Raw genomic sequence first — 23,712 nt, 5'->3', positions numbered from 1 at the left:
CATGCGTGAGAACGGCTTCGCCGCCACACTGCTCGGTTATCTGTCCGACCTCACCGAAACCATTGCCCGGCGCATCGACCGAATCGTGATCGCCCGCACCCTCTCCCTCGACGAAGCCGGCGCTCCCGACGGTCTGTACCGAGACCGCTTCGGTGCGCTCTGGGAGAAGCATGCGCGCGGGTGGCGGCTGTGGCTGCGGTCCGGCGCGGCCCTCGAGGTCCTCGCGACCGAAGCGGACATCGCCCGCACCCTGCGCAGTTTCGCGCCGTTCACCCCGGTGGTCGTGTGGCTGCCGCGCCGATGACCGACCGGAGCACCGACGGCCGGATCACCGCCGACCTGTCCTATCCCGCCATCGATCGACCGGACCTGTACGACCGGCTCGATGCCGCCACGGCCGCCGGGGGCCGGGTGGTGCTGCTCAGCGCGGCGGCCGGAACCGGGAAATCGGTCACCGTCGCGGACTGGTTACGGCGGCGGCCAGCGCCCGGAACGACCGTCACCTGGGTCGACCTCGCCGACTCCGATACCGATCCGGGTGTCGCGCTGCGCGGCCGCACCGGGCCGACCCTGCTGGTCGTGGACAATGCCCAGCGGATCACCGATCCGGCCGCACTGGAACCGCGCCTGCGCTGTCTGCCGAGCACGGTGACGGTCGTGCTGTGCGCACGCACCGATCCGGCGCTGCGCTGGCACGCCTTGGAACTGTGCGGCCGGGTCACCCGGATCGGCGCCGCCGAACTGGCGTTGACCGCCGCGCAGACGCGGGCACTGTGCGCCCAGCACGGCTACCACCCGGATGACGATGAGCTGGCGGCGCTGCGGGAGTTGACCGGTGGCTGGGCGGCGCCCACGCGCATCCTCGCCGCACGGCTCGCGCTCGCTCACCCCGGCGGGCGATCGGTCGCGGCCCTGCGCACCCATCTGCCACGAGCACTGTCGGACTTCCTCACCCGGGAGGTGATCGAGCCGCTGCCCGCCGACCTGCGCCGATTCCTGCTGTGCACCGGTGCGCCCACGGCCTTCACCACCGAGCTGGCCGCGACGCTGGCCGGACCGTCGGCACCACTGCTGCTGCGGGAGTTGGAACGTCGCAATATTCCGATCGCCCGGATCGCCCGCGACGACGGAGTCTGGTTCGAGCACCATCCGCTGCTGCACGCCCAGCTCCGCGCCGACCTGCCGCGGCTCGGGGCGGAGTTCGCCGCCGGACTGGAGTCGCGGGCCGCACGATGGTTCGACGCCGCCGGTCTGCCGCTGCTGGCGCTGCCCCACCTGCTCGACGCCGGTGCGAGCGACCGACTGGCCGACCACCTGCGCCGGCACGGAATGACGATGGTGCTCGACGGCGACGGTCCGGCCCTGTTCGCGCACCTGAACCGCGGGCGGCCGGAGCTGTCCGGCGATCCCTACCTGGCGCTGCTGCGCGCGGTGGACGCACTGGGTCGCGGTGACGCCACGCTGACGGAATCGCTGCCGTCACCCGGCCATCGCGGGGCGACGTCGGTGGCGCCCGCCGCGTGGCTGACCCCGCTGGCACGCGCCGCCGATATCGATACCGCGCTGCGCACCGACCGTCCGGTGGGCAGGCCGGTCGCGGCACCGACCACCGGCCACCTCGATCTCGACTGCTATCTCACCGTCCACCTGGCGTCGGCGCGCGCACTGCACGGGGATCGCGCGGACGGGGAAGCTCGGCTGCGGCACGGGCTCACCCTGGCGACCCGGGCCAACCGGCCCGGGTTGGCCCTGCGGGCGGTGACCGGGCTGGCCGTCGCGGCGGGCCGCGCCGACGCGCTGACCGCCATGCGCGATCGCGCCGCGAAGGCCATCGCGGTCGCCGCCGAACACGATCTGGATCGGACCGTCGACGCCCTGCACGCCGCGGGCATGGCCGCCTTCGGAGCGTATCTACAGGGTGAATCCTGGCCGGCGGACCAGACCGAGGCGCTGCTGACCACCCGGGAGGACGCCGACGGCACCCCGCGCCCCGCGGCCGGATGGTCGACCCACGTCATCGGGCGGCTGCTGGACTTCCACCGATGCCCGGAGCAACGCACCGCCGCCGAGGATCTCCGCTCCGCCATGCTCGCGCTGCTCGACCGTGGTGGCCCCCTACCGGTGTCGGGATCGCGACTGCTGCTGCCGGTGGTCTGGGCGCTGTCGACGGTGCGGGCGCCGCGGACCGCGCGACTGCTGGTGGCGCACGCCCGCACCACCGGCGTCGGCATCCCGGAGGTGCCGCTCGCGCAGGCGGCGCTGGCATTGGTCGCGGGCGGAGCCACCGCCGTGCGGCCGATGCTCGCGGCAGCGCACGAACGCGCCGCGGAACTCGCGACCACCGAGCGGACCACCCTGTGGTTGCTCGACGCGGCCACCGCGGCGCTGTCCGACGCGCCGCATCCGGCCGGGGACCGGCTGCGGCGCGCTGTCGAACTCGCCGCGCCGGAGCAGGTGGTGCGGCCCTTCCTGGATGTCCCCGGAGTGATCGAGATGCTGGATGACCGGGCCGGAACCTTCGGGCGCGGGGACGATTTCGTGGACCGCATCCGTCGGCATCCGGGGATCGGCCGCACGGCGGCCGCACCGCCGCTGACCGCCGCCGAGATCACCGTCCTCACCCAGCTGCCGTCCGGGCGCACCGCCCAGCAGATCGCGGCCGACCTGGGGGTATCGATCAATACCGTGAAGACGCACCTGCACCGCCTCTACGCCAAACTCGGCGTGAACTCCCGGATGGACGCCATCGGCCGGGGCCGCCGCATCGGCCTGCTGTGAACGCGGTCCGTGCGGGCTGCACTCACCGGTGCGCCGCAGTCGGTGGCTACCAGCGCGGCGGTCCGAGTGCCGCCGATGAACCCGTGACCGGCGATGTAGCGTAGCGACTCCGCTACCCGGCCCGCGTCGACGTGGCACCCCCGCGGTCGCCGGTGTGTCACCCATCGGAGGTGAAGCACCGGCCGCGGGGTTGGGCGTAGCGTCGGATCCGTTCCGAGCGGAGGAGCCGTCAGGTGCCGAACGAGGAAGTACCGCACACCGTTCCGGCCGGCGCGCGGCCCGGTGTGGTGCGGCGCGCGCTGCTGCCGCCGCTGCTCACCGCGGCGGTGCTGCTGCTGGCCTACTTCGTGCTGCCGTTCACCGGCGTGCTCGCGGGCCGCGCACTGGTCGTGCTGGTCCTGGGCGGGCTGCTGGTGTGCGTGACGCTGGGTTGGGAGTTGCGGCGGGTGCTGCGCGCCGAGAACCCGCTCGCTCGCGGGCTGGAGGGGCTGGCCGCCGTATTCGGGCTGCATATCGTCGGTTTCGCCACGGTCTACCTGATGCTCTCCGAGGTCGATCCGGCCAACTTCAGCGAAACGCTGACCCGGCTGGACGCGCTCTACTTCTGCGTGACCGTCTTCACGACGGTGGGCTTCGGCGATATCGTGGCCGACTCCCAGCCCGCCCGGGCGGCCGTGCTCGTTCAGATGGTCGTCAACCTCGTCCTGATCGGGGCGGCGCTGCGGCTGTTCACACATGCGGTGGGGCTGCGGCAGCGGCAGTTGGATCGGCGGGAACCGGGGGTCGACCCGCCCGCGACGGGTCCGTGACCGGCGGCGAATCCACCCCGCGACAACCTCGACAAGGGGTGCCGAGTGGCCGAGACCGAGGCGCGCCCAGCGGGCGGATCCCCAGACCCGAGCGAGCTCGACGGTCAGCGCCGGGCGAGTCGACGACCGGACCCGCGTAAGCCCAACGGCCAGAGCCGGGCGAGCGGTTGTCGAACCCAGGTGAGCCACCCGCACTGGCGCCTGGCGAGCGGTTCGTCCGGAGCCCGGCCAGCGACGTACCGAACCCAGGTGAGCCACCCGCACTGGCGCCTGGCGAGCGGTTCGTCCGGAGCCTGACCAGCGACGTACCGAACCCAGGTGAGCCGAGCGACCGGGAGCCTGGTGGGTCGGTCGTCGGATCGGCCGGGCCGGGCGGTAGGAGGCGATATCCGGCCGTCCGGCGGCGACATCCGGCGAAACCCGGTACGCGCTACCCGGTGCGGCGGTTACCGTGGATTCATGTCCACCCGTCTGGCCTGCGTGGTGTTCGATGCGACCGAGCCCCGGTCGGCGGCTCGCTTCTGGGCGGAGTTGCTCGGTTGGGAGATCACGCTGGACCGGCCCGCCGAGGTGGACGTGGCCGCGCCCGATCCGGACGGGGTGGAGGTGGCGCTGACCTTCCTGGCGGCCCCGCACCCCAAGGCGGCCAAGAACCGCATCCATCTGGACCTGGCCAGCCGGTCGCTGGATCACCAACGGGTGCAGGTGGATCGGGCGCTGTCGCTGGGCGCGCGGCGGCTGGACATCGGGCAGGGTGCGGTGCCGTGGACGGTGCTGGCCGACCCCGAGGGCAACGAGTTCTGCGTGCTCGAACCACGTGAACAGTACGTCGACACCGGCGCGGTGGCCGCCATCGTGGTCGATACCCGAAATCCGTTGCGACTGGCCGAGTTCTGGTCGGCAGCCGCCGGATGGCCGCTCACCCACGACACCGCTCGCTACGCCGGAATCCGCTCGGCGACCGGGCAGGGCCCCTGGCTCGAGTTCCTCCGCACCCCGGCCGTCTGCCCCGACCGCGGCCGCCTGCACCTGGATCTGGTCGCCTTCCCCAGCGACGATCCGGCCGCGGAGACGGCTCGGCTGCGCGCCGCGGGTGCGACGCCGATCAGCTCCGGCGGTGACGAGACCGATGCGCCGGTGGCGGTCCTCGCCGATCCGGAGACCAACGAGTTCTGCCTACTACGCGCGCCCGCCGATTGACCAGCGGCCGATCACCGGCGCGGATCCCGGCACCGAACCTCAGCCACCGGAACGAGCACCGAACCACTGCCGCCGAACTACTGCCGCGGGATTCCGGCACCGCGAACCACTGCCGCCGGACCGAGGATCGAACCGCAGCGGCCAGATCGCCGGCACCGAACGCCACGGCCGATCTCAGGTATCGGACTCCGCACGACCGCAGGCCGCCTCGCCCGGCACGACTTCAGGCCGCCTCGCCCTTCTTGAGCCGCCGTCGCTCCCGCTCCGAGAGCCCTCCCCAGATGCCGAAGCGCTCGTCCCGGGCCATGGCGTACTCCAGGCACTGCACGCGCACCTCGCAGCCCGCGCAGACCCGCTTGGCCTCCCTGGTGGAGCCGCCCTTCTCGGGGTAGAACGCCTCCGGATCGGTCTGGGTGCACAGGCCGCGCTCCCGCCAGCCCGTATCGTCGAATTCGGCCTTGTCCGCGAGAGCCTCGAACGCGGCGTCGAACTTGGTGAACATCAACTTCATGGTGTGCCTCCAAGCATGCGTAGCGACAGCGGTGGGTTTCGACGGGACTGCTAGCGGCCCATGGCGCAATCGGCGACCGCGCTGAGCGGGCGGGACTGCTCACCGGCGGCGAAGATGCGGCGGGCGTGCACGGCGGCCGGAGTGGACGACCAGGGCGCGAGCGCGGTGGTGAACATGAGCTCGCACCAGGACAGCGCAGGCACCTCCCCACCCGCGAGCGTGCCCAGCAGCGACATCTCGGTGTCGTGGTCGGTCCAGGCGGCGAGCAGCCAGGCGGCGTCGAGACGGCCGAGGAATTCCTCGGCATCTTCCGGCGGGCCGTTCGGGGCGTCCACGGCGAGGTGGACGACGGCGGAAATGGCATGGCGCATACGGGCATCCAGCCCGATGCCGTTGTGCAGCAGCAGGCCCTCCAGGGCCTCCCGTAGGCCCGCGCCGCGATCGACTCGGAAATCGGTGCGCCGCTCGGCGGTGGTGAACTCGAACATGACGTTCCTTTCGCGATAATGCACGTAGGAATAGAAAATCAAGGTAGACAAGGGGTTTCGGCCTGGCGCACCGGAATTCCGGATGCGGTCCCCGCCGCGGTGGCTCGGTATTCCACGAGCGCCGCCAATGTTCCCGGTTGCCAATCCCGGCGACCGGGTACCCGGCACCAGTCCCGGGCCGGATTGTCGGAGGTCGAGAACAACCGCAGTGTCATTCCCGCCATGGTCGCCATGCCGAACAGCACCGCCGCGTCCACCTCGCGATCGGAAACGGTCAGCCGCACATCGGCCTGGCGCAGACCGGTTTCGGCGCACGCCCGCCCCGCCAGCCATACCGCGCGGGACGCGGCGGCCATACCGGCGGCCACCCGGGGGCCGCGCGGATGGGCGTGCTCGTAGTCGGAATAGGGTCCATACCACAGGGCGGTACCTTCGCCATCACATACCGCGAACGTTCCGGATCTCGGATCCCCCGCGGCGGCGACCGCGATATGCGGCACCAGCCTGATCATTCTCGACATCGGTGACTCGCTTTCGAAACACGGCCGCCCCGCACAAAGATGACGTGACCGCCCGGATCATCGAAATGCATTCTGGTGAACCGCTTCTGGTTGCGGCTTCAATGCATGTGATTGATCTAAAAGCGACAAGACCGACTTGTCCACCCGCAGCCAAGGTTTGAGCAAACCCCTAGCAGTACCCACACTGACCAGTGGTGGTACCGATGCGAGTAGCCACTCGAAGGAGAACCGCACTCTTTCGGCAAACACTGTCGCGCACCGCGTTCAGACCTTACGGTCTCCTCATGCCATATGTGCACTCGGGTTCGGCAACCGTCCACTTCCGCACGTCAGAGGTATCGGGACCCACCCTGGTGGGCGCGCACGGATTCTTCTTGGACGGGTCCGCGTTCGAACCGCTGTGCAAACCCCTGGCGGCGGCCGGGATAAACCTCGTCACGATCGACGCGCGCGGCCACGGCCGCACTCGGACGCCCGACGGTGAAATCTTCAGCTACTGGGATCTGGCCGCCGATATCCTGGCGGTCCTGGATGAACTCGATATCGACGGGGCCGTGATCGGCGGTATGGGTCAGGGCGGATTCTCCGCATTGCGCCTGGCCCTCGCCGCACCGCATCGGATTCGGGGCCTGGCGCTGATGGACACCGAGGCGGGTGAGTGCACACCGGCGGAATTGGCCTGGTACCGCGTATTCTTCGAACGCTGGTGCGGAAGTGAACCGCTCGCACCGCTCATCGCGGAATTGGCCCCGCAGCTCATCGGCGGCCAGGATCCGCGCGCCTGGCGGGAATGGACGGTGCGCTGGAGCGAATCCGATCGCACGATCGTGGGCGCGGCGGCGCGATGCCTGATGGATCGCCGCTCACTCCTGCATCGACTGCCCGAGATCACCGCACCCGCACTGGTATTGCGCGGCAGCCACGACGGCGTCAGCACCGCGCAGAAATCGGAGGCACTGGCGGCGGGGTTGCCGGGAGCCGACGGCGTGGTCACGATTCCCGGCGCCGGGCACGGTGCGGTGTGGACACATCCGGAATCGATCGCACCCCTGCTGATTCAGCTGGTACGCCGGGCGGAGGGTGATATCGATTCCGTGCGGACGCCGCGCACCGCGCCGGGCCGCGGTGCGCGAGTCGCCGTGCCGCCCGCCGCGATCGCCATGTGACGCGCGGCCGCACCGGAACGCGGACGCGGCGGCGCGGGCGGACTCAGGAACGCACGTCGACGGGATGCGTCCGCTCCGAACACCAGGTGGGCAGTCCGAGGAAGATCTGAATCTGGTCCGGATTGCTGGCGCTGTAGACCTTGAACAGCTGCACGGCGATGGAGCGGCAGCGCCCGGTCTCGGCGTCGCGCACATGCATGATGGGCCGGTCTCGCCCGTAGGCCGCCACCCCTTCGTCCCACAGCTCGCGGAACAGGTCGTAGCGGCCGAGTTCGGCGAGGAATTCGGTGGACCAGGCGGTGTCGCCGGTGCTGCCGATGAGCCCGCGCAGCCAGCGCACCGTGGTGCGCACCTCGGCTTCCCATTCCACCATGACCTGCCGGGATCTCGGATTGGCGAAGAACCAGCGCAGCATGTTCACGTCCTCGGCCAATCCCGGGAATGCGCGGTTGTAGCTGTCATTGCAGGCCAGCACATTCCAACGGGTGTCGATATAGGCCGCCAGGTGCGGTTCGTGCAATTCCAGCGCGCGGCGCATATCCGGGCCGACCTCGTCGCGCAGTCGATCGACGGAGGGAAATTCCCCGGCACCCAGTCCGGCCAGGTCGAGCAGATGTCGGCGCTCCACCTGGGAGAGGGCGTCGATGCGGTCGAGATAGCGCACCAGCGCGTCGACCACCTCGCGGGTGGGATGGTCGCGGTCGCCCTTTTCCAGATGGCTGATATAGCTGGCGCTGACTCCGGCGTTGAAGGCGAGGCGTTCCCGGGATACTCCTCGGTCGTCGCGCAGGCGACGCAGCAGCAGGCCGAACGACGGCGGGCGCACATTCTCCGAATCACGCCTGGGTTTCGCGCTCGTAACCACGACTATCCCCTTCCACAAACTCTCAGCAATCACGTTCGATGCCTGCGCGGACCCGGCGGCGCATACAGCCGGACACCCGAACCACAACGTCGAAGAACTGCGGTGATTGCCTCACCCGTCGTCAGTTCCGCTTCGGGATAGTGCCACATTTTGTTGTACATAAGACCAAAACATGGCCGTTTCTTTACTGTGTCGCCGCTGGCAAGCCCACGTCGAACAGTAGCCCGCGAACATAGGGCAATCGAAAATCCGGGACCGTCGATCCGCGTCGGGTTCGGGTCCGCCACCGCCCGCCCGCTACCATCGGCAGCCATGACCAGCCTCGTTCCGGACCGCGCCCCGTGACGACCGTCGACGCGATCGTGCTCGCCGGCGGGCGCGCCACCCGGATGGGCGGGGTGGACAAACCCGCCATCGTGGTCGGCGGGCAGTCCATGCTCGACGCCGCCCTCGGCGCGGTCGCCGACTGTGCGCGCACGGTGGTGGTGGGGCCGCAGCGACCGGAGCTGCCGCCGGAAATCCTGCAGGCGCAAGAGATTCCGGCCGGAGCCGGACCGGTCGCCGCCATCGCCGCTGGCCTGGGAGTATTGGCGGGCTGCGACTTTCCCGCCGGGCTGATCGTGGTACTGGCGGCCGACATGCCCTTCCTCACCGCGCCCGCGATCGACGAACTCCTCAGGCACGCACTCGAATCCGGCAGTGACGCGGTGTTCGCGGCCGACGAGTCGGGGCGGCCGCAGTATCTGGTCGGCGTGTGGCGGCGCGCGGCGCTGACCGCGGCGGTGAGCCGACTGGAGTCGTTGGTGAACCAGCCGATGAAGGCGCTGGTGCCGGTGGACACCGTCATGGTGCCGCTGGCGGGGGTGGCCGATTGCGATACCCCCGACCAAGTGCGCCATGCGCGCGAGGCGGTCGAGCAAACCACGGCAAACACTCCGATGACCCTGGATGAGGCGCGTAGTGTGTTGCGCCACACTGTATCCCAGCTCACTCCCCGCAGCGCCGCGATCCGGGCGGCACGCGGCGCCGCGCTCGCCGAACCACTGCTGGCCGCCGACGCCCTACCGCGCTTCGACGTCTCGGCCATGGACGGTTACGCCGTCTCGGGGGACGGGCCGTGGCAGGTGCGCCGCGATATCGGCTTCGCGGGCGGGCAGCGGCCGGTCGGGCTGCTGACCGGTGAGGCCGTCCGGATCGCCACCGGCGCGCATGTTCCCGACGGCACCACCACCGTGGTGCGCGACGAGTTCGTCCGGGTGGACGAGAGCGGCGTGCTGCATCGGCTGCCGGACGCTCCGGTGCGCGACGATGTGCGCCGCCGCGGCGAGGACTGGTTGCCGGGGACCGAGATCGCGCCCGCCGGGACACCGGTGCACGCCGCGCTGGTCTCGGCGGCGGCCAGCGCCGAGGTGCGCACGGCGCTGGTGCGCGGCCCGGTGCGGGCGCGAATCGTCATGACCGGGGACGAGATTCGCAGCGAAGGGCCGCTGCACGCGGGACAGACCCGCGATTCGATCGGCCCGATCCTGCCCGATCTGCTGGCCTGGCACGGCGTGCAGACCCAGGACCGGGTGCATCTGCGCGATGCCGCCAACGCCTTCGACGAGGTGCTGGCCGCCGCGTCCGACTGCGATCTGCTGGTGATCGTGGGCGCGACCGGCGGCGGCGCGGCCGATCAGCTGCGCGCGGCATTGGGCCGGGCGCGGGCCGGCGTGCTGGTGCGCAGGCTGCGGCTGCGGCCGGGCGGATCCACGGTGGTAGCGCAACTACGTTCCGGCGCAGTGGTTCTCGGTCTACCCGGCAATCCGTTCGCCGCCGTCGCGACACTGCTGGCGCTGTCACCGGCCCTGGTGTCCGGCCTCACCGGCGCCACGCACGAGCGCGTACTCCTGGGGCCGCTCGCCAACGCCGGTGAGATCTCCGGCCCGGTGGCGCGCATCGTCCCCGCCCGGGCGGTGCCCACCGGAGGCTGGGTGGGCGATGCGAGCATCCGCACCGCGCACCTGGCCGGACTCCTGTACCGCGACGGTCTCGTGGTGGTGCCCGCCGAGGCCCGCGACGGCGACCCCGTGGAGTTCATCCCGCTGCCCGGCTGAACCGCACCGCGGTCGCCGACCCCGGAATGACCGGGCGACCGGGCAATCGGGTGACCGGGCAATCGGGTGGCCAGGCAATCGGGTGGCCAGGCGGCCGGGCGATCGGGTGAGCAGGCGATCGGGCGGCCGGGCGGCCGGGCGATCGGGTGAGCAGGCGATCGGATGAGCGGGTGACGCGCACCGTCCAGCGCGACAGGATCGCCTCGGGCGCAGTGAGTTCGACCACTCCGGTGGGGGTGGGCCGCCTGGCGTCGCACCCGCCGGTAGGGGGTGCGGCCCGTGCCTTTGCGGCGTCGTAGGCCGAGAAACCTATTGCAAACCAACCGGTTTGCGAGTGGTTGGACGCCGGGCGAATATGGTCGGGTAGTGCTCGTGGGAGACGAGCACTACGGCACAGTCGATGGTGACGGCGCGAGTACCGCGCCGACCGACCTCCCCTTCCTCGCGGGCCGGGTCTACGACACCGAAGACAGACTGATGCAGCGCGCCTACACCTTCGCCTGCCCGGTCCCCGGCTGTCCCCATCTCCACGAGGACCGCACCGACAGCCCCCCGGAGGTCTGGCAGGCCCGCGTCAAGTCGGCCCTGGCGCGCCACCTCGCCGCGGCACACCCGGATTGGCGTCCCAGCGCCGACGACTGACAACCCGTCGGCATCCGGGGAATGGGGATATACACCCGCCACCTCGGGTGAGCCGGATCGTCCCGTGGAATCGCGGCGGGAAATCCACGAGATCGAGCAGTCGTCGAGAAGTGGCCGGATTATGCCCGCGATCCCGCAGCAAACCGATCGGCCGGGGCGGGAACGGGCTGGTCGGAAAGGCGCACGGAGTTAGCCGGAATGGCGGATAATCGCGTGTCACCGGTCACCATCAGTGTGTTAACAAATATTAAGCGGCCGAGAACCGAACGTTTCCAAAGCATCACCGGCACCGTCCCGAAACCCCCTCGAGGCGAGGCGTTTCGGCCGGTCATTACGGATTCGCGCAGGTCGAACGGGGCCGACCGGAGGCGGGTCGCTATCGCACAGTGACCGCCACGTTGCGGCGATCTCACAACTCACAACGGCGGTTCGCGCACTGTGAGAGAATCGTTTTGACGCCCGCTATGACGTCTTTACAGTCGATGCAGCAGCCCAATTTCCACAGCTCGAAGGGGGCGTCATGGCAAACCCGGGGACCGATAGCTCGTCCGCCGATGCACTGCTTCGACTGGGGAAGTATTTCAACCGCGGTGAAGTGTCCGCGGACCTGCGCACGGTCCACAAGGTGGGCGGACGCGATGCCGACGAGTTCTACCGGGATCGCTGGGCGCACGACAAGGTGGTGCGCTCCACGCACGGCGTGAACTGCACCGGCTCGTGCTCGTGGAAGATCTACGTCTCCGACGGCGTGATCACCTGGGAATCGCAGCAGACCGACTACCCGTCCGTCGGCGCGGACAAACCGGAGTACGAACCACGCGGCTGCCCGCGCGGCGCATCCTTCTCCTGGTACACGTATTCGCCCGCACGGGTGCGCTACCCCTATGTGCGCGGCGTCCTGCTCGAGCTCTACCGCGCCGCCAAGGCCGAACTCAAGGACCCGGTGCTGGCCTGGGAGTCCATCGTCGAGGATCCCGAGCAGGCGAAACGCTACAAGCACGCCCGCGGCAAGGGCGGCTTCGTGCGCGCCGAATGGTGGGAGGCCGCCGAGATCGCGGCCGCCGCCCATGTGTACACCATCAAGAAGTACGGGCCGGACCGGGTCGCCGGGTTCTCCCCCATTCCCGCCATGTCCATGGTCAGTCACGCGGTGGGCGCGCGGTTCATCTCGCTCATCGGCGGATCCATGCTGTCGTTCTACGACTGGTACGCCGACCTGCCGGTGGCCTCGCCGCAGGTCTTCGGCGATCAGACCGACGTGCCGGAGTCGGCCGACTGGTTCGACGCGGGCTACCTGATCATGTGGGGCTCCAATGTGCCGGTGACCCGCACCCCGGACGCGCACTACATGACCGAGGCCCGCTACCGGGGCCAGAAGGTGGTCGTGGTCTCGCCCGACTACGCCGACAACACCAAGTTCGCCGACGAATGGGTGCCCGCCCGCCCGGGAACCGATGCGGCACTGGCCATGTCCATGGGCCACGTGGTGCTCAAGGAGTTCTTCGTCGAGCGCGACACCCCGTACTTCCGGGACTACGTCAAGCGCTACACCGACCTGCCGTATCTGATCACGCTGGACGACAAGGACGGCGTGTGCGTACCCGGCAAGTTCCTCACCGCCGCCGATCTCGGGCACACGGGCGAGGGCGTCGAGTTCCAGACGGTGCTGCTGGACGCCGACGGGAACCCTGCCGTGCCCAACGGGTCGCTCGGTCACCGCTTCACCGAGGCGGGCAAGGGCAAGTGGAACCTGGATCTCGGGGATGTCGATCCCCTGCTGACTCTGCACGGCCGCGTCAGTGACGCCGCGGCCGTGCAGCTTCCCCGCTTCGACGACGGCACCGCCGGGGTCATCACCCGCGGCGTGCCCACCGCCGTGGTCGCGGGCAAGCGGGTGACCACCGTCTTCGATCTGCTGCTGGCCCAGTACGGCGTGGCGCGCACGGGCCTGCCCGGCAGCTGGCCGACCGGCTACGACGACGCCAGCGAGCCGTACACCCCCGCCTGGCAGGAGACCATCACCGGCGTTCCGGCCAAGCAGGCCGAGCGCATCGGCCGCGAATTCGCCGACAATGCCGAGAAATCCCAGGGCCGCTCCATGATTCTCATGGGCGCGGGCACCAACCACTGGTTCCACTCGGACCAGATCTACCGCGCCTTCTTCACCCTGACCCTGCTCACCGGCTGCCAGGGCGTGAACGGCGGCGGCTGGGCGCACTACGTGGGCCAGGAGAAATGCCGTCCGGTCACCGGTTGGTCCACACTGGCCTTCGGCCTGGACTGGCAGCGCCCGCCGCGGCAGATGCAGGGCACCGTGTTCTGGTACCTGGCCAACGACCAGTGGCGCTACGACCCGTTCACGGCGGAATCGTTCTCCTCGCCGCTGGGTGCGGGGCGCTTCGCCGGGCGCACGGCCGCCGACAATATCGCGCTCGCCACCCGGCTGGGCTGGATGCCCAGCTACCCGACCCTCAACCGCAACCCGCTCGATCTGGTGGACGAGGCCGAGGCTGCGGGCAAGACCCCGGCCGACCACGTGGTGGACGGCCTCACCTCCGGTGAGCTGCGCTTCGCCTGCGAGGATCCGGACGCGCCGGAGAACTTCCCGCGCGTGCTGACCGTATGGCGCGCCAATCTGCTCGGCTCCTCCGGCAAGGGCAACGAGTACTTCCACAAGCATCTGCTCGGCGCGGACTCCAACCTGCAGACCACCGACACCACGGGGGTACGTCCGCAGGAACTGGTGTGGCGCGAGCAGGCCGCCACCGGCAAGCTGGATCTGCTCATGTCGCTGGACTTCCGGATGACCAGCACCACGCTGTTCTCCGATATCGTCTTCCCGGCCGCCACCTGGTACGAGAAGCACGATCTGTCCTCCACGGACATGCACCCGTTCGTGCACGCCTTCTCCCCCGCCATCTCCCCGCCGTGGGAGGCCAAGACCGACTTCGACGCCTTCCACCGCATCGCCCGCGGATTCTCCTGGCTGGCGGAGAAGCATCTGGGCAAGCGCAAGGATCTGGTCGCGGTACCGCTGCAACACGACAGCGCCGACGCGCTGGCCCAGGCCGGTGGCCGCGTCCTGGACTGGAAGGCCGGGGAATGCGAACCGGTCCCCGGTAGGACCATGCCGAAACTGGTTGTGGTCGAACGCGATTACCCCAGCGTGGCGGAGAAGATGGCCGCGCTCGGACCGCTGGTCGAGACGGCCGGGCTCACCGTCAAGGGTGTCACCACCCTGCCCGATGCCGAGGTGGAGTACCTGAAGGGTGTCAACGGGACCGTGGTTTCCGGTGTGGCGCAGGGACGTCCGTCGCTGGCCAAGGACACCCACGCCGCCGAGGCCATCCTGGCGCTGTCCGGAACCACCAACGGCCGACTCGCCGTGGAGGGGTTCCACGCGCTCGAGCAGCGCACCGGCACCCGGTTGGCCGATCTGGCCGCCGAACACGAGGGCAAGCGGATCTCCTTCGCCGACACCCAGGCCCGGCCGGTGCCGGTGATCACCTCACCGGAATGGTCGGGCAGTGAGACCGGTGGGCGGCGGTACTCGCCGTTCACCATCAATACCGAGCGGCTCAAGCCGTGGCACACGCTGACCGGGCGGCAGCACTTCTACCTCGACCACGACTGGATGATCGAACTCGGCGAGCAGCTGCCGATCTTCCGGCCGCCGCTGGATATGACCGCGTTGTTCAGTGAGCCCGGCGTCGGCAATGTGAGCGAGAACGGCGTCACCGTGCGCTATCTGACGCCGCACTCCAAGTGGTCCATCCACTCCGCCTACCAGGACAACCTGCATATGCTGACGCTCTCGCGCGGCGGGCAGTCGATCTGGATGTCGGACAAGGACGCCGCCAAGATCGGTGTCGCGGACAACGACTGGATCGAGGCCGTCAACCGCAACGGCGTCGTGGTGGCGCGCGCCATCGTGTCGCACCGCATGCCCGAGGGCACGGTGTTCATGTATCACGCGCAGGACCGCGCGGTGGACGTGCCGCGCATCGAGGGCACACCGAACGGCAACGGGGCCAACGGCTCCGGGGCTGACGGCTCCGGCTTCGTCGGCAAGGGCAAGCGCGGCGGCATCCACAATGCGCTGACCCGCATCATGATCAAGCCCTCGCATCTCATCGGCGGCTACGCACAGCAGTCCTTCGCCCTGAACTACCACGGCCCCACCGGAAATCAGCGCGACGAAGTGACGACCATTCGAAAGCGCTCGCAGGAAGTGGAGTACTGACATGCGCGTCATGGCACAGCTCGCCATGGTCATGAACCTGGACAAGTGCATCGGCTGTCATACGTGCAGCGTCACCTGCAAGCAGGCGTGGACCAATCGCGGCGGCACCGAGTACGTCTGGTTCAACAATGTGGAAACCCGCCCCGGACAGGGGTATCCGCGGCAGTACCAGGATCAGGAGAAGTGGAAGGGCGGCTGGACGCTCAATCGCAAGGGCCGCCTCACATTGAAGTCCGGGTCGCGAATGAAGAGGCTGCTGAACATCTTCGCCAACCCGGACCTTCCCACGGTAAGCGATTACTACGATCCGTGGAGCTACGATTACGACAATCTGCTGTCCTCACCCCAAATCGATACCACTCCGGTGGCGCGGCCCAAATCGCTGATCACCGGTGAGGACACCAAGGTCACCTGGGGTGCGAACTGGGACGACGACCTCGGCTCCGGCCCGGAGCAGGTCGGTAGGGACCCGCTGCTGTCCAAGCTGTCCGACCAGGTCAAGCTGGAATTCGAGCAGACCTTCATGTTCTACCTGCCGCGCATCTGCGAGCACTGCCTGAACCCGTCGTGCGCGGCATCCTGCCCCTCGGGTGCCATCTACAAGCGCGCCGAGGACGGCATCGTGCTGGTGGACCAGGACAAGTGCCGCGGCTGGCGGCAGTGCGTCACCGGCTGCCCGTACAAGAAGATCTACTTCAACCACAAGACCGGCAAAGCCGAGAAATGCACCTTCTGCTATCCGCGCGTGGAGGTCGGCATCCCGACCGTGTGCTCGGAAACCTGTGTGGGGCGGCTGCGCTACATCGGCGTCATGCTCTACGACGCCGACGCGGTGCAGGAGGCGGCCTCGGTCGAGAACGACAAGGATCTGTACCCGGCACAGCTGGGCGTCTTCCTGAATCCGCACGACCCGCGGGTGGTCGCGGAGGCCGAGCGGGCGGGCATCTCCACCGAATGGATTCAGGCGGCGCAGGATTCACCCGTCTACAAGCTCATCGTCGACTACCAGATCGCGCTGCCGCTGCATCCGGAATATCGGACCATGCCCATGGTCTGGTACGTGCCGCCGCTGTCGCCGGTGGTGGACGTGCTGTCGGAGACCGGGCACGACGGGGAGGACCATTCGAATCTGTTCGGCGCGATCGACGCGCTGCGGATTCCGGTGGAGTATCTGGCGGAGCTGTTCACCGCCGGTGAGGTCGGACCGGTGCGGGCGGCGCTGCAACGACTGGCCGGGATGCGGTCGTTCATGCGGTCGATCAATCTCGGGCAGGAGCCGGATCTCTCGATCCCAGAGGCGGTGCGGCTGGAGCCCGAGGAGATCGAGGCCATGTACCGGCTGCTCGCCATCGCCAAGTACGAGCATCGGTACGTGATCCCCAGCGGCGCGACTTCCCGTGCGCACGAACTGGATTCGCTGGCCACCGGATGCAGTCTGGACACCGACGGCGGACCGGGCATGACGGCCTACGACTACATGGCGGACAAGTTCCACCTGAGCGATACCAATGGCGCCGCGCCGGAGGAGAAGTCGAACCGGATCAACCTGCTCAACTGGGACGGCAAGAAGACCGACGGGCTGGTGCCGACCCGCGACGGGGCCGCCGCCGACGGCAACGGCGTTTCGAACGGCGGCGTCGGTTCGAACGGCAGCGGAGTCTCGAACGGCGACGGGCACAACGGCACCGAGCCCCACGGCGATGGCGCGCACGCCGCCACCGACGCGGACCCCACACCCGAGCCGAGCGGAGTTCGTCGATGAAACTGCTCACCCTGCGGCGGCGGCCGGAGCCGACGGTACGGATGTCGGAGCGGGACCGCCGCCTGGTCTGGCGGACGGCGGCCCTGTGCCTGGACTACCCGTCCGAGGACATGTTGCGCACCGTGCACGAGTTCGGCGGGGCCGTAGACGAACTGCCCGCCGAAGTGCGCGCCCAGCTCGGCGAGTTCCTCGCCCACCTGCGCGAGACCGATCCGCTCGCATTGGCCCAGCGCTATGTCGAGACCTTCGACATGCGCCGCCGCGCCAGCCTGCACCTCACCTTCTACGCCTACGGCGACACCCGTAAACGCGGGATGGCGCTGCTGCGCTTCAAGCACGCCTACCGGCACGCGGGCGTCGAACTCGGCGACGAGGAACTGCCCGACCACCTCCCGGTGCTGCTGGAATTCGCGGCCACCGTGGATCCCATCGGCGGGGAACGGCTGCTCGGTGAGCACGTGCCGGTGCTGGAACTGCTGCGACTGTCGCTGTCGGACAACGGGTCTCCCTATGCGGCCGTCCTCGCCGCCGTGACGGCCACGCTGCCGCCGGTGACCACCGCCGACCGCCGCCGCATCGCCGAGCTCGCCGCCCAGGGTCCGCCGGAAGAGGAGGTGGGCCTCGAGCCCTTCGCCATGGACCCCATGATGTTCGCCGGATCGGAAGGCCGCCGATGACCACCACCCTCTGGATGACGCTGCCGTACGTGGCCTTCACCTCGTTCCTGCTCGGCCACCTGTGGCGCTACCGCAACGACCAATTCGGCTGGACCACACGGTCTTCGCAGATTTACGAATCGCGCCTGCTGCGGCTGGGCAGCCCGCTGTTCCACTTCGGCATGCTCGGCGTCATCGGCGGACATGTGGTGGGCGTGCTGATTCCCGCGTCCTGGACCGCCGCCATCGGCATCTCCGAGCACCTGTACCACGTGGTCGCCGTCTCCGCCGGAACGGTGGCCGGCGTCGCGGTGATCGTCGGCATCGGCATCCTGCTCTACCGCCGCGTCACGGTGCCCGCCGTCCGCAAGGCCACCACCCGCAACGACAAGCTCATGTACGTCCTGCTGGCGGGTGCGCTCATCACCGGCATGCTCAATACCGTGGGCAGCAACCTGCTGTGGGGCACCTACAACTACCGCGAGACCGTATCCCCGTGGTTCCGCAGCCTTTTCACGCTGCACCCGCAGCCCGAGCTCATGGTCGGCACCCCCTGGACCTTCCAGGCGCACGGCCTGATCGTGCTCGCCCTCATCGGCGTCTGGCCGTATACCCGCCTGGTCCACATGTTCAGCGCCCCGATCGGCTACTTCGTGCGCCCCTACGTCGTCTACCGCAGCAAGCCGGACGCCGCCCCGGACAAGCGCCGCTACGCCCGCGCCTGGGACTCCCCGGTCCTGCCGCCGCGCTAGTTCGGCGGCAGGCCCCGCCCACTTCAACTGGCGACGCGCAGCGGTTCGAGCCGAACCTCGAGTCGCAGCTGCAGCGCGGCGGCCAGACGTTCGAGCACGGGAATCGTCGGCATCGTGCCCCCCGCCTCGAACCTGGCCACCGCCGGTTGTTTCAGTCCGGCGAGCTCCCCCAGCTCCGCCTGTGTCAAACCGAGTTCCTCACGGCGCTGTCGCACCGCAGCACCGAGTTCGAATCGAATACGAGCCGCGTCATACGCCGCACCCGCTCCCGGGCGTCCCATGATCTCGGCGCGCTTCTCGGCCCAACTCCTTCGTTCGCCCATGGATCTCACTCCTCCTCCACGGTATGAGCCTCGGCAATGCAGCGCTCCATAGCGCGCACAGCCCGCTCGATCTCAGCGGTCTCCCGCATTCTCCGCTTCCGGAAAACCGTCAGCAGAATGATCCGCCTGTCCGACCCGACCCAGTAGGTAATCCGCACAGCGTCACGGGCGAGATGGAATCGAAGCTCACGTAGCTTCCCGTGCAATTGCCTGGTGTACGGCTCGCCCAGCAGGACTCCCCGTTCAGCCAGGAGATCGACGTAGAAGGCCACCGTCTCCTGATCGTCTTGGTCGAGCGAGTCGAACCACTCGTCGACCTCCGACTCCAGTTCCACCTCTCCCCAATTCATAACACAGACGTTATATCAGCGGCAAGGGTCGGATCGGCAGTTTCGTTGGTACAGGTCGTTCGCCGCGGTGGGGCGGGTCACCCGGGGGTGGTCATGGCTTGCAGGCGTTCCCTGGTGAACCGCTCGGCCAGCAGGGGGAGGAAGGTTTCCACCTTGGCCTGCCGCGCCACCCGGTTGTAGGTGGAGTACAGGAGGTGGTCGATGGTGTGCTCGTCGGTGTGGTCGCCGAACTCCCGCAGTAGGCGGGCGGCGGCGGCCTCGAGTGCGAGTTTCTGATCGAGAGGGAGATCGCCGCGCGGATGCGCGGCATGATCGACAGGACTCTGTGTCATCGCGAACTCCGGCAGGTGAACAATTCGGAGTCGGCGCCCACCGTGGCGGTGAACGCCATGAATAGAGATTGCCGCTGCCGCCTTGCCGGAAAACGAACACCCGGTGAACGGCCGGTGCGCTCACCAGCGGGCGGCGCGGGCCAGCCGATGCGCCTGCTCGTTGAGCGCGTGACCGCCGTGGCCCTGAATCCACTGCGCGCGGAAGGGCAGTGGCCTGCCCAGGGCGCGATCGACATGGTCGAGCACCCGATCCGACACCGGGAAGGGCAGCCCTGCGGCGGCACGTCGCCGGATCGCGGTATTGACGGCGGCCACGGCCTGCTCACAATCGGAGAGGATACGCAGTTCCCGCTCGAACAGCTCGGGCGCGGCGGCGGTTTCGCAGATGGCGATGATCTCCGATTCCACCGAACTCCGGCCGTCCACGCAGCGCCCGCCGCGGCTGCGCCCGTCCTCGGCCGCCCAGCCGTACCCACCCACCTCACCGTATCCGGAGGCGTCGGTGGCCACGGTGAGCGGTCCCGACGGTATCCCGCCCGCCGGGCGCGGGGCGATCGGCTCGCCGCCGGGTCCGGGCGGCGCCGTCGACCGCACGGCCAGCCGCAGCCGGTCCGCCAGCTCACCGCCGCCGGTGCCGAACAGCGTGAATCCGGTCCGGTCCCAGCTGTCGCGATGCTCCCACACCACCCGCCGCACGCGGTCCCACAGCGCCCGGTGCGCCCGCCCCACCTCGTCGGCGGCGGCGGTACCGCACCATTCCCGCACGGAATCGGTTGCGGCGTCGACCAGTTCGACGATGATATCGCGCGAGTCCAGATACCGGCGCAGCGCCTCCCGCCGCTGCACGCGCAGTTCGGCCAACTGCTCGTACCCCTCGACCACGCGCGGCAGCGCCGCCTCGAGCGCGGCGCCCGACAGCGGGCGCGCCGCCGCCACCGCGTCGTCGAGTTCCGCCCGCAGCGTGAGCTCCAACGCCTTGAAGGTGGCGTACCAGCGCTCCGCCACCGCCGGATGGTCCGATCCGGGCACCCGCGCCCCGCCCAGCGCGCGCCGCACCACGGCCACGAATCCCGGCTCGTCCAGGGCCAGCAGGCGCAGCGCCGCCGGACTCGGCGTATCGGTCAGCCAGCCGTGTGTCACGGCCCATCGCCACCAGTCGCGCGACGGCAGCCGGGTGCGCAGCGGATCGAGTCCGCAGGCGCGCATGGCCGACGCGAACGCCGCCTCGTACTCGGTCGGCAGCAGCAGCGACAGCACCCAGGCGCACACCTGTTCGTAGCCTTTGGGACCCGTGCGCCGCGGCGTGCGGCGGCCCGCCCGCAGCCGGGCCAGGGCGGCGACGCGCAGTGCCTGTGCGCGGTGCTCCAGCTCGGCGAGTTCGGCACGCTCCCGGCGGCTTCCGCCCCGCAGTTTCAGCAGGCACAGGTCCCGCATGAGCAGCGTTTCCCAGTAGTAGAGCGCGTTGACGCGAGGTTCGCGCAGCGCGTCGGCGTGCAGGGCGGTGAGCAGCTCCGGCGCGGCCGTCTCCTCGATCTCCGCCCAGCAGGCATCCAGCAGCGCGTCGAAATCGTTTCGCAGGGAATCGATTACGCTTTCGGAGGCGACGTTCTCGGCCACCTTTCGACGGTAGCCGCCACCCCCGACAGATCGGAGGTCCGCGCCGGTGACACCGTTCAGGCCGAGGACAGTTTCGCCAGATTGGGAAAGTTGCTGATCTCCCAGCCGCCATCCACCACCAGTTCGGTGCCGGTGATGTAGGAGGCGTCGTCACTCGCCAGGAACAGGCACGGCGCGGCGATCTGCTCCGGTGTCGCCGCCACGCCGAGCGGAATCCGTTCCAGGAACATGCGTTCGGCGGGTTCGTAGGCCAGCACCGGGGCCACCAGGGGTGTGTCCACGAGTCCGGGCAGCACCGTATTGACCCGAATCCGGTACGGGGCCAGTTCCAGCGCGGCGCTCTTGGAGAACATGACCACCCCCGCCTTGCCGGTGGAGTAGGCGCTGCCCGCGGGCATGGGGATGCGCCCGTCCAGTGACGAGATGTTCACGATGCTGCCGCCGCGCCCGGTGTCGCGCATCAGCCGGGCCTCGTGCTTGGTGCACAGGAAAACGCTCTTCTGCACCAGGTCGACGGTGAAATCCCAGTCCTCGACCGCCATATCGGTGATCGCGCCGATACGGGAGCCGCCCGCCACGTTGAAGGCCATGTCCAGGCCGCCGAACCGCGCCGCCGCCTCGGCGATCCCGGCCTCGACCTGCTCCTCCACCGTCACATCGGCGGCGACGGGCACGAAGGCGTCGCCGAAGTCGGCGGCGCGCTCGCGGAGCCCGTCGGTGTCGATATCCAGCCCGACCACCCGCGCACCGGCACTCAGCAGGGCGGCCGCGACGGCCGCCCCGATACCGGAGGCGGCACCGGTCACCACCGCCGTGCGGTCCTCGAATCCACCGTCGCTCACGCCTGTTCCCTTCGTCGTCCGGCGCGCAGGAAGCGGCCGGTGCGTTCGACGCCGAGCGCCGGTGACCGCCGCCCCGCGCCGAAGACGTACCGTCCGTTCACCAGGACCGCCGCGACGGTGTCGTCATTGCGGTTCACCATGCGCGACAGGCCGTCGTACTCCGGGACCGCCTGCTCGGCGTACTCCTCGAGACCGGCGTCCAGCCGTTCGGGATCGACGACGAGGACATCGGCGCGGTCACCCACCCGCAGATGACCGGCGTCCAGGTCGTACCAGTCCGCGAGTTCGCCGGTCACCCGGTGCACCGCCTGCTCGACGGTCATGAACGGCCGCCCGGCCCGCTCGTGGTCGCGCACCCGCCGCAACAGCCGCAGCCCGAAGTTGTAGAAGGCCATATTCCGCAGGTGCGCGCCCGCGTCCGAGAATCCCAGCTGCACACCGGGATCGGCGGCCAGCCGGTTCAGCACCTCGGGTCGATGATTGGAGATGGTGGTGCGCCAGCGCACCTTGGAGCCGTACTCCACCAGCAGATCCAGGAAGGCGTCCACCGGGTGCACGCCACCGCGCTCGACGCCCACCTGGCCGAAGGTCTTCCCGATCACACTGTCGTCGGGGCATTCGGTGATCTCGGCGTCGAAGAAGTCGCGGTGCCACACCCGCGGCCCCCACTTCTTCTCGTAGTCCGCGCGGAACCAGCGCCGATACTCCTCCTGCGCGAACAACTCCTGCCGCCGCTCCAGCTGATCGGACAGGTGCAGCGCCGCGGCACCGGAACCGAACTCCTCGAACACCGGCAGATCGATGCCGTCGGAGTACACCTCGAACGGCACCGGCAGATGCTGCCAGCGGAAGTCGCCGCCGAGTGCGTTGAGCACCCGCGCGATCCACGGGAAGATGTGCACCACACCGGGAATGGCCTTGATATCGGCCGCCGACAGCAGACTGACCTTGAGGCGGGGCCGGAGAATACCGAGGGTGCTCACCGCCATGGCCACCAGGCTCCGGGGCCGCGCCACATCCGGTCCGCCCTGCAGCGCCCGCCCGCGGCGGCGCAGAATCGCGTTGAGCCGCCGCCGTTCCCGGGTGGTGGCGTAGGTGGAGGGCAGTGTGCGGGAGCGGCAGACCTCGCCGTCGAGTTTGTCGAACAGCAGCTGCTGCGAGGACATTCCGATGAAGCCCGCGTCCAGGGCCTCGGTGAGTCGATGCTCCATGGCGCGCAGTTCCGCCTCGGTGGGCCGCACATCGGGCCGGGTGGCCCGGTCCAGCCCCATGAGCGCGACCCGGATGTCGGAATGTCCGATGAAGGCCGCGAGATTCGGGCCCAGCGGCAGCGCTTCGAGGGCCGCCACATAGCCGTGCGCGCTGTTCCAGGTCTTGGCCCCGTCGACGGCGGCGACCACGTGCCGCCGCGGAATGGCCTCCACTCGGCCGAACAGATCACCGGCCTGCGAGCCGTTCACGTGAATGGTGGACAGCGAGCAGGAGCCGAGCAGAATCGTGGTCACCCCGTGCCGCACCGATTCCGACAGCGACGGATCGAGCAGCACCTCCACGTCGTAGTGGGTGTGGATGTCGATCATGCCGGGCATGACCCAGTGGCCGGTGGCGTCGATGACGGCACCGCAACCGGTTTCGTCGAGCGGTTCGGCGCTGACGGCGGCGACGCGGCCGTCCCGGATGCCCAGATGCCGGATGGCCGAGGGCGCGCCGGTGCCGTCGAACCAGCGCCCGCCCTTGATGACGGTGTCGAACACGGAAC

At 69.4% G+C, this 23,712-nt stretch carries 21 protein-coding genes; 11 read left to right on the top strand and 10 right to left on the bottom strand.

The annotated features are described in order from the left end of the window. Position 1 precedes the first annotated feature (1 nt). From FOH10_RS04120 to FOH10_RS04105, 4 genes are all read left to right on the top strand, one after another. On the top strand, positions 2-304 hold the full coding sequence (locus FOH10_RS04120) for a hypothetical protein (RefSeq protein ID WP_143979684.1): 303 nt from the start codon (positions 2-4) through the stop codon (positions 302-304). Continuing rightward, positions 301-2,778: a winged helix-turn-helix domain-containing protein gene (locus FOH10_RS04115; RefSeq protein WP_143979683.1), complete on the top strand. Its 2,478-nt coding sequence runs from the start codon at positions 301-303 to the stop codon at positions 2,776-2,778. Before FOH10_RS04120 ends, FOH10_RS04115 begins: the two co-directional genes overlap by 4 nt. A 233-nt stretch (positions 2,779-3,011) precedes the next feature. After that, positions 3,012-3,587 carry a potassium channel family protein gene (locus FOH10_RS04110; RefSeq protein ID WP_143979682.1) on the top strand — a complete coding sequence of 192 codons (576 nt, stop codon included), beginning with the start codon at positions 3,012-3,014 and terminating at the stop codon, positions 3,585-3,587. A 459-nt stretch (positions 3,588-4,046) separates the two neighbouring features. After that, positions 4,047-4,787, top strand: coding sequence for a VOC family protein (locus tag FOH10_RS04105; RefSeq protein ID WP_143979681.1), 741 nt, complete (start codon positions 4,047-4,049; stop codon positions 4,785-4,787). 223 nt (positions 4,788-5,010) lie between these two features. Here FOH10_RS04105 and FOH10_RS04100 read toward each other — a convergent pair whose 3' ends face one another. The 3 genes from FOH10_RS04100 to FOH10_RS04090 are packed head-to-tail and all read right to left on the bottom strand — an operon-like array spanning position 5,011 to position 6,307. Continuing rightward, a complete protein-coding gene (locus FOH10_RS04100) occupies positions 5,011-5,367 on the bottom strand; it encodes a WhiB family transcriptional regulator (protein ID WP_411157470.1) in 357 nt (118 codons plus the stop codon). Then, complete coding sequence (locus tag FOH10_RS04095; RefSeq protein WP_174385114.1) at positions 5,349-5,786, bottom strand: hypothetical protein; 438 nt, start codon at positions 5,784-5,786, stop codon at positions 5,349-5,351. Before FOH10_RS04095 ends, FOH10_RS04100 begins: the two co-directional genes overlap by 19 nt. 38 nt (positions 5,787-5,824) lie before the next feature. Continuing rightward, entirely contained in the window at positions 5,825-6,307 is a 483-nt protein-coding gene (locus FOH10_RS04090) for a hypothetical protein (protein ID WP_143979680.1), read from the bottom strand. Between the two features lie 284 nt (positions 6,308-6,591). On the opposite strand from FOH10_RS04090, the gene FOH10_RS04085 reads away from it, so the two are divergent. Beyond that, the gene (locus FOH10_RS04085; RefSeq protein WP_143979679.1) at positions 6,592-7,473 is read left to right on the top strand and encodes an alpha/beta fold hydrolase; all 882 of its coding nucleotides are present in this window, start codon (positions 6,592-6,594) and stop codon (positions 7,471-7,473) included. A gap of 43 nt (positions 7,474-7,516) precedes the next feature. On the opposite strand, the gene FOH10_RS04080 is transcribed toward FOH10_RS04085, so the two are convergent. Further along, positions 7,517-8,338: a helix-turn-helix transcriptional regulator gene (locus FOH10_RS04080; RefSeq protein ID WP_235204524.1), complete on the bottom strand. Its 822-nt coding sequence runs from the start codon at positions 8,336-8,338 to the stop codon at positions 7,517-7,519. Between the two features lie 341 nt (positions 8,339-8,679). Here FOH10_RS04080 and FOH10_RS04075 point away from each other — a divergent pair, with 341 nt between their 5' ends. The 6 genes from FOH10_RS04075 to narI all read left to right on the top strand — a co-directional run bounded on the left by FOH10_RS04075 (position 8,680) and on the right by narI (position 18,489). Beyond that, positions 8,680-10,434, top strand: coding sequence for an NTP transferase domain-containing protein (locus tag FOH10_RS04075; protein ID WP_143979678.1), 1,755 nt, complete (start codon positions 8,680-8,682; stop codon positions 10,432-10,434). Positions 10,435-10,800: 366 nt separating this feature from the next. Then, positions 10,801-11,076, top strand: a complete 276-nt coding sequence (locus tag FOH10_RS04070) for a hypothetical protein (RefSeq protein ID WP_143979677.1) — start codon at positions 10,801-10,803, stop codon at positions 11,074-11,076. Between the two features lie 520 nt (positions 11,077-11,596). After that, on the top strand, positions 11,597-15,319 hold the full coding sequence (locus tag FOH10_RS04065) for a nitrate reductase subunit alpha (protein ID WP_143979676.1): 3,723 nt from the start codon (positions 11,597-11,599) through the stop codon (positions 15,317-15,319). Between the two features lie 10 nt (positions 15,320-15,329). Next, on the top strand, positions 15,330-17,081 hold the full coding sequence (gene narH / locus FOH10_RS04060) for a nitrate reductase subunit beta (RefSeq protein WP_244962039.1): 1,752 nt from the start codon (positions 15,330-15,332) through the stop codon (positions 17,079-17,081). Beyond that, entirely contained in the window at positions 17,078-17,758 is a 681-nt protein-coding gene (gene narJ / locus FOH10_RS04055; RefSeq protein WP_143979674.1) for a nitrate reductase molybdenum cofactor assembly chaperone, read from the top strand. Before narH ends, narJ begins: the two co-directional genes overlap by 4 nt. Next, on the top strand, positions 17,755-18,489 hold the full coding sequence (gene narI / locus FOH10_RS04050) for a respiratory nitrate reductase subunit gamma (protein WP_143979673.1): 735 nt from the start codon (positions 17,755-17,757) through the stop codon (positions 18,487-18,489). Before narJ ends, narI begins: the two co-directional genes overlap by 4 nt. Positions 18,490-18,512: 23 nt before the next feature. Here narI and FOH10_RS04045 read toward each other — a convergent pair whose 3' ends face one another. The 6 genes from FOH10_RS04045 to FOH10_RS04020 form a co-directional block, all read right to left on the bottom strand. Next, positions 18,513-18,812, bottom strand: a complete 300-nt coding sequence (locus FOH10_RS04045) for a helix-turn-helix domain-containing protein (RefSeq protein ID WP_143979672.1) — start codon at positions 18,810-18,812, stop codon at positions 18,513-18,515. A 5-nt stretch (positions 18,813-18,817) separates the two neighbouring features. Further along, positions 18,818-19,162, bottom strand: a complete 345-nt coding sequence (locus FOH10_RS04040) for a type II toxin-antitoxin system RelE/ParE family toxin (RefSeq protein ID WP_143979671.1) — start codon at positions 19,160-19,162, stop codon at positions 18,818-18,820. Positions 19,163-19,239: 77 nt separating this feature from the next. Next, entirely contained in the window at positions 19,240-19,494 is a 255-nt protein-coding gene (locus FOH10_RS04035) for a three-helix bundle dimerization domain-containing protein (protein ID WP_143979670.1), read from the bottom strand. Between the two features lie 120 nt (positions 19,495-19,614). Further along, the gene (locus FOH10_RS04030) at positions 19,615-21,111 is read right to left on the bottom strand and encodes an RNase H family protein (protein ID WP_143979669.1); all 1,497 of its coding nucleotides are present in this window, start codon (positions 21,109-21,111) and stop codon (positions 19,615-19,617) included. A gap of 56 nt (positions 21,112-21,167) precedes the next feature. Further along, positions 21,168-21,953 (bottom strand): SDR family NAD(P)-dependent oxidoreductase, encoded by a 786-nt coding sequence (locus FOH10_RS04025; protein ID WP_143979668.1) that lies wholly within the window; start codon positions 21,951-21,953, stop codon positions 21,168-21,170. After that, positions 21,950-23,707: an N-acyl-D-amino-acid deacylase family protein gene (locus tag FOH10_RS04020; protein WP_143979667.1), complete on the bottom strand. Its 1,758-nt coding sequence runs from the start codon at positions 23,705-23,707 to the stop codon at positions 21,950-21,952. The genes FOH10_RS04025 and FOH10_RS04020 overlap by 4 nt, the downstream gene beginning before the upstream one ends. Between the last annotated feature and the right edge of the window lie 5 nt (positions 23,708-23,712).

Origin of the sequence: Nocardia otitidiscaviarum, from assembly GCF_007362295.1 — a bacterium.
In the GTDB taxonomy this organism is placed as follows: domain Bacteria; phylum Actinomycetota; class Actinomycetes; order Mycobacteriales; family Mycobacteriaceae; genus Nocardia; species Nocardia otitidiscaviarum.
Note: the sequence above shows the minus strand (reverse complement) of the source record. Positions and strands in the feature narration are given on the sequence as shown.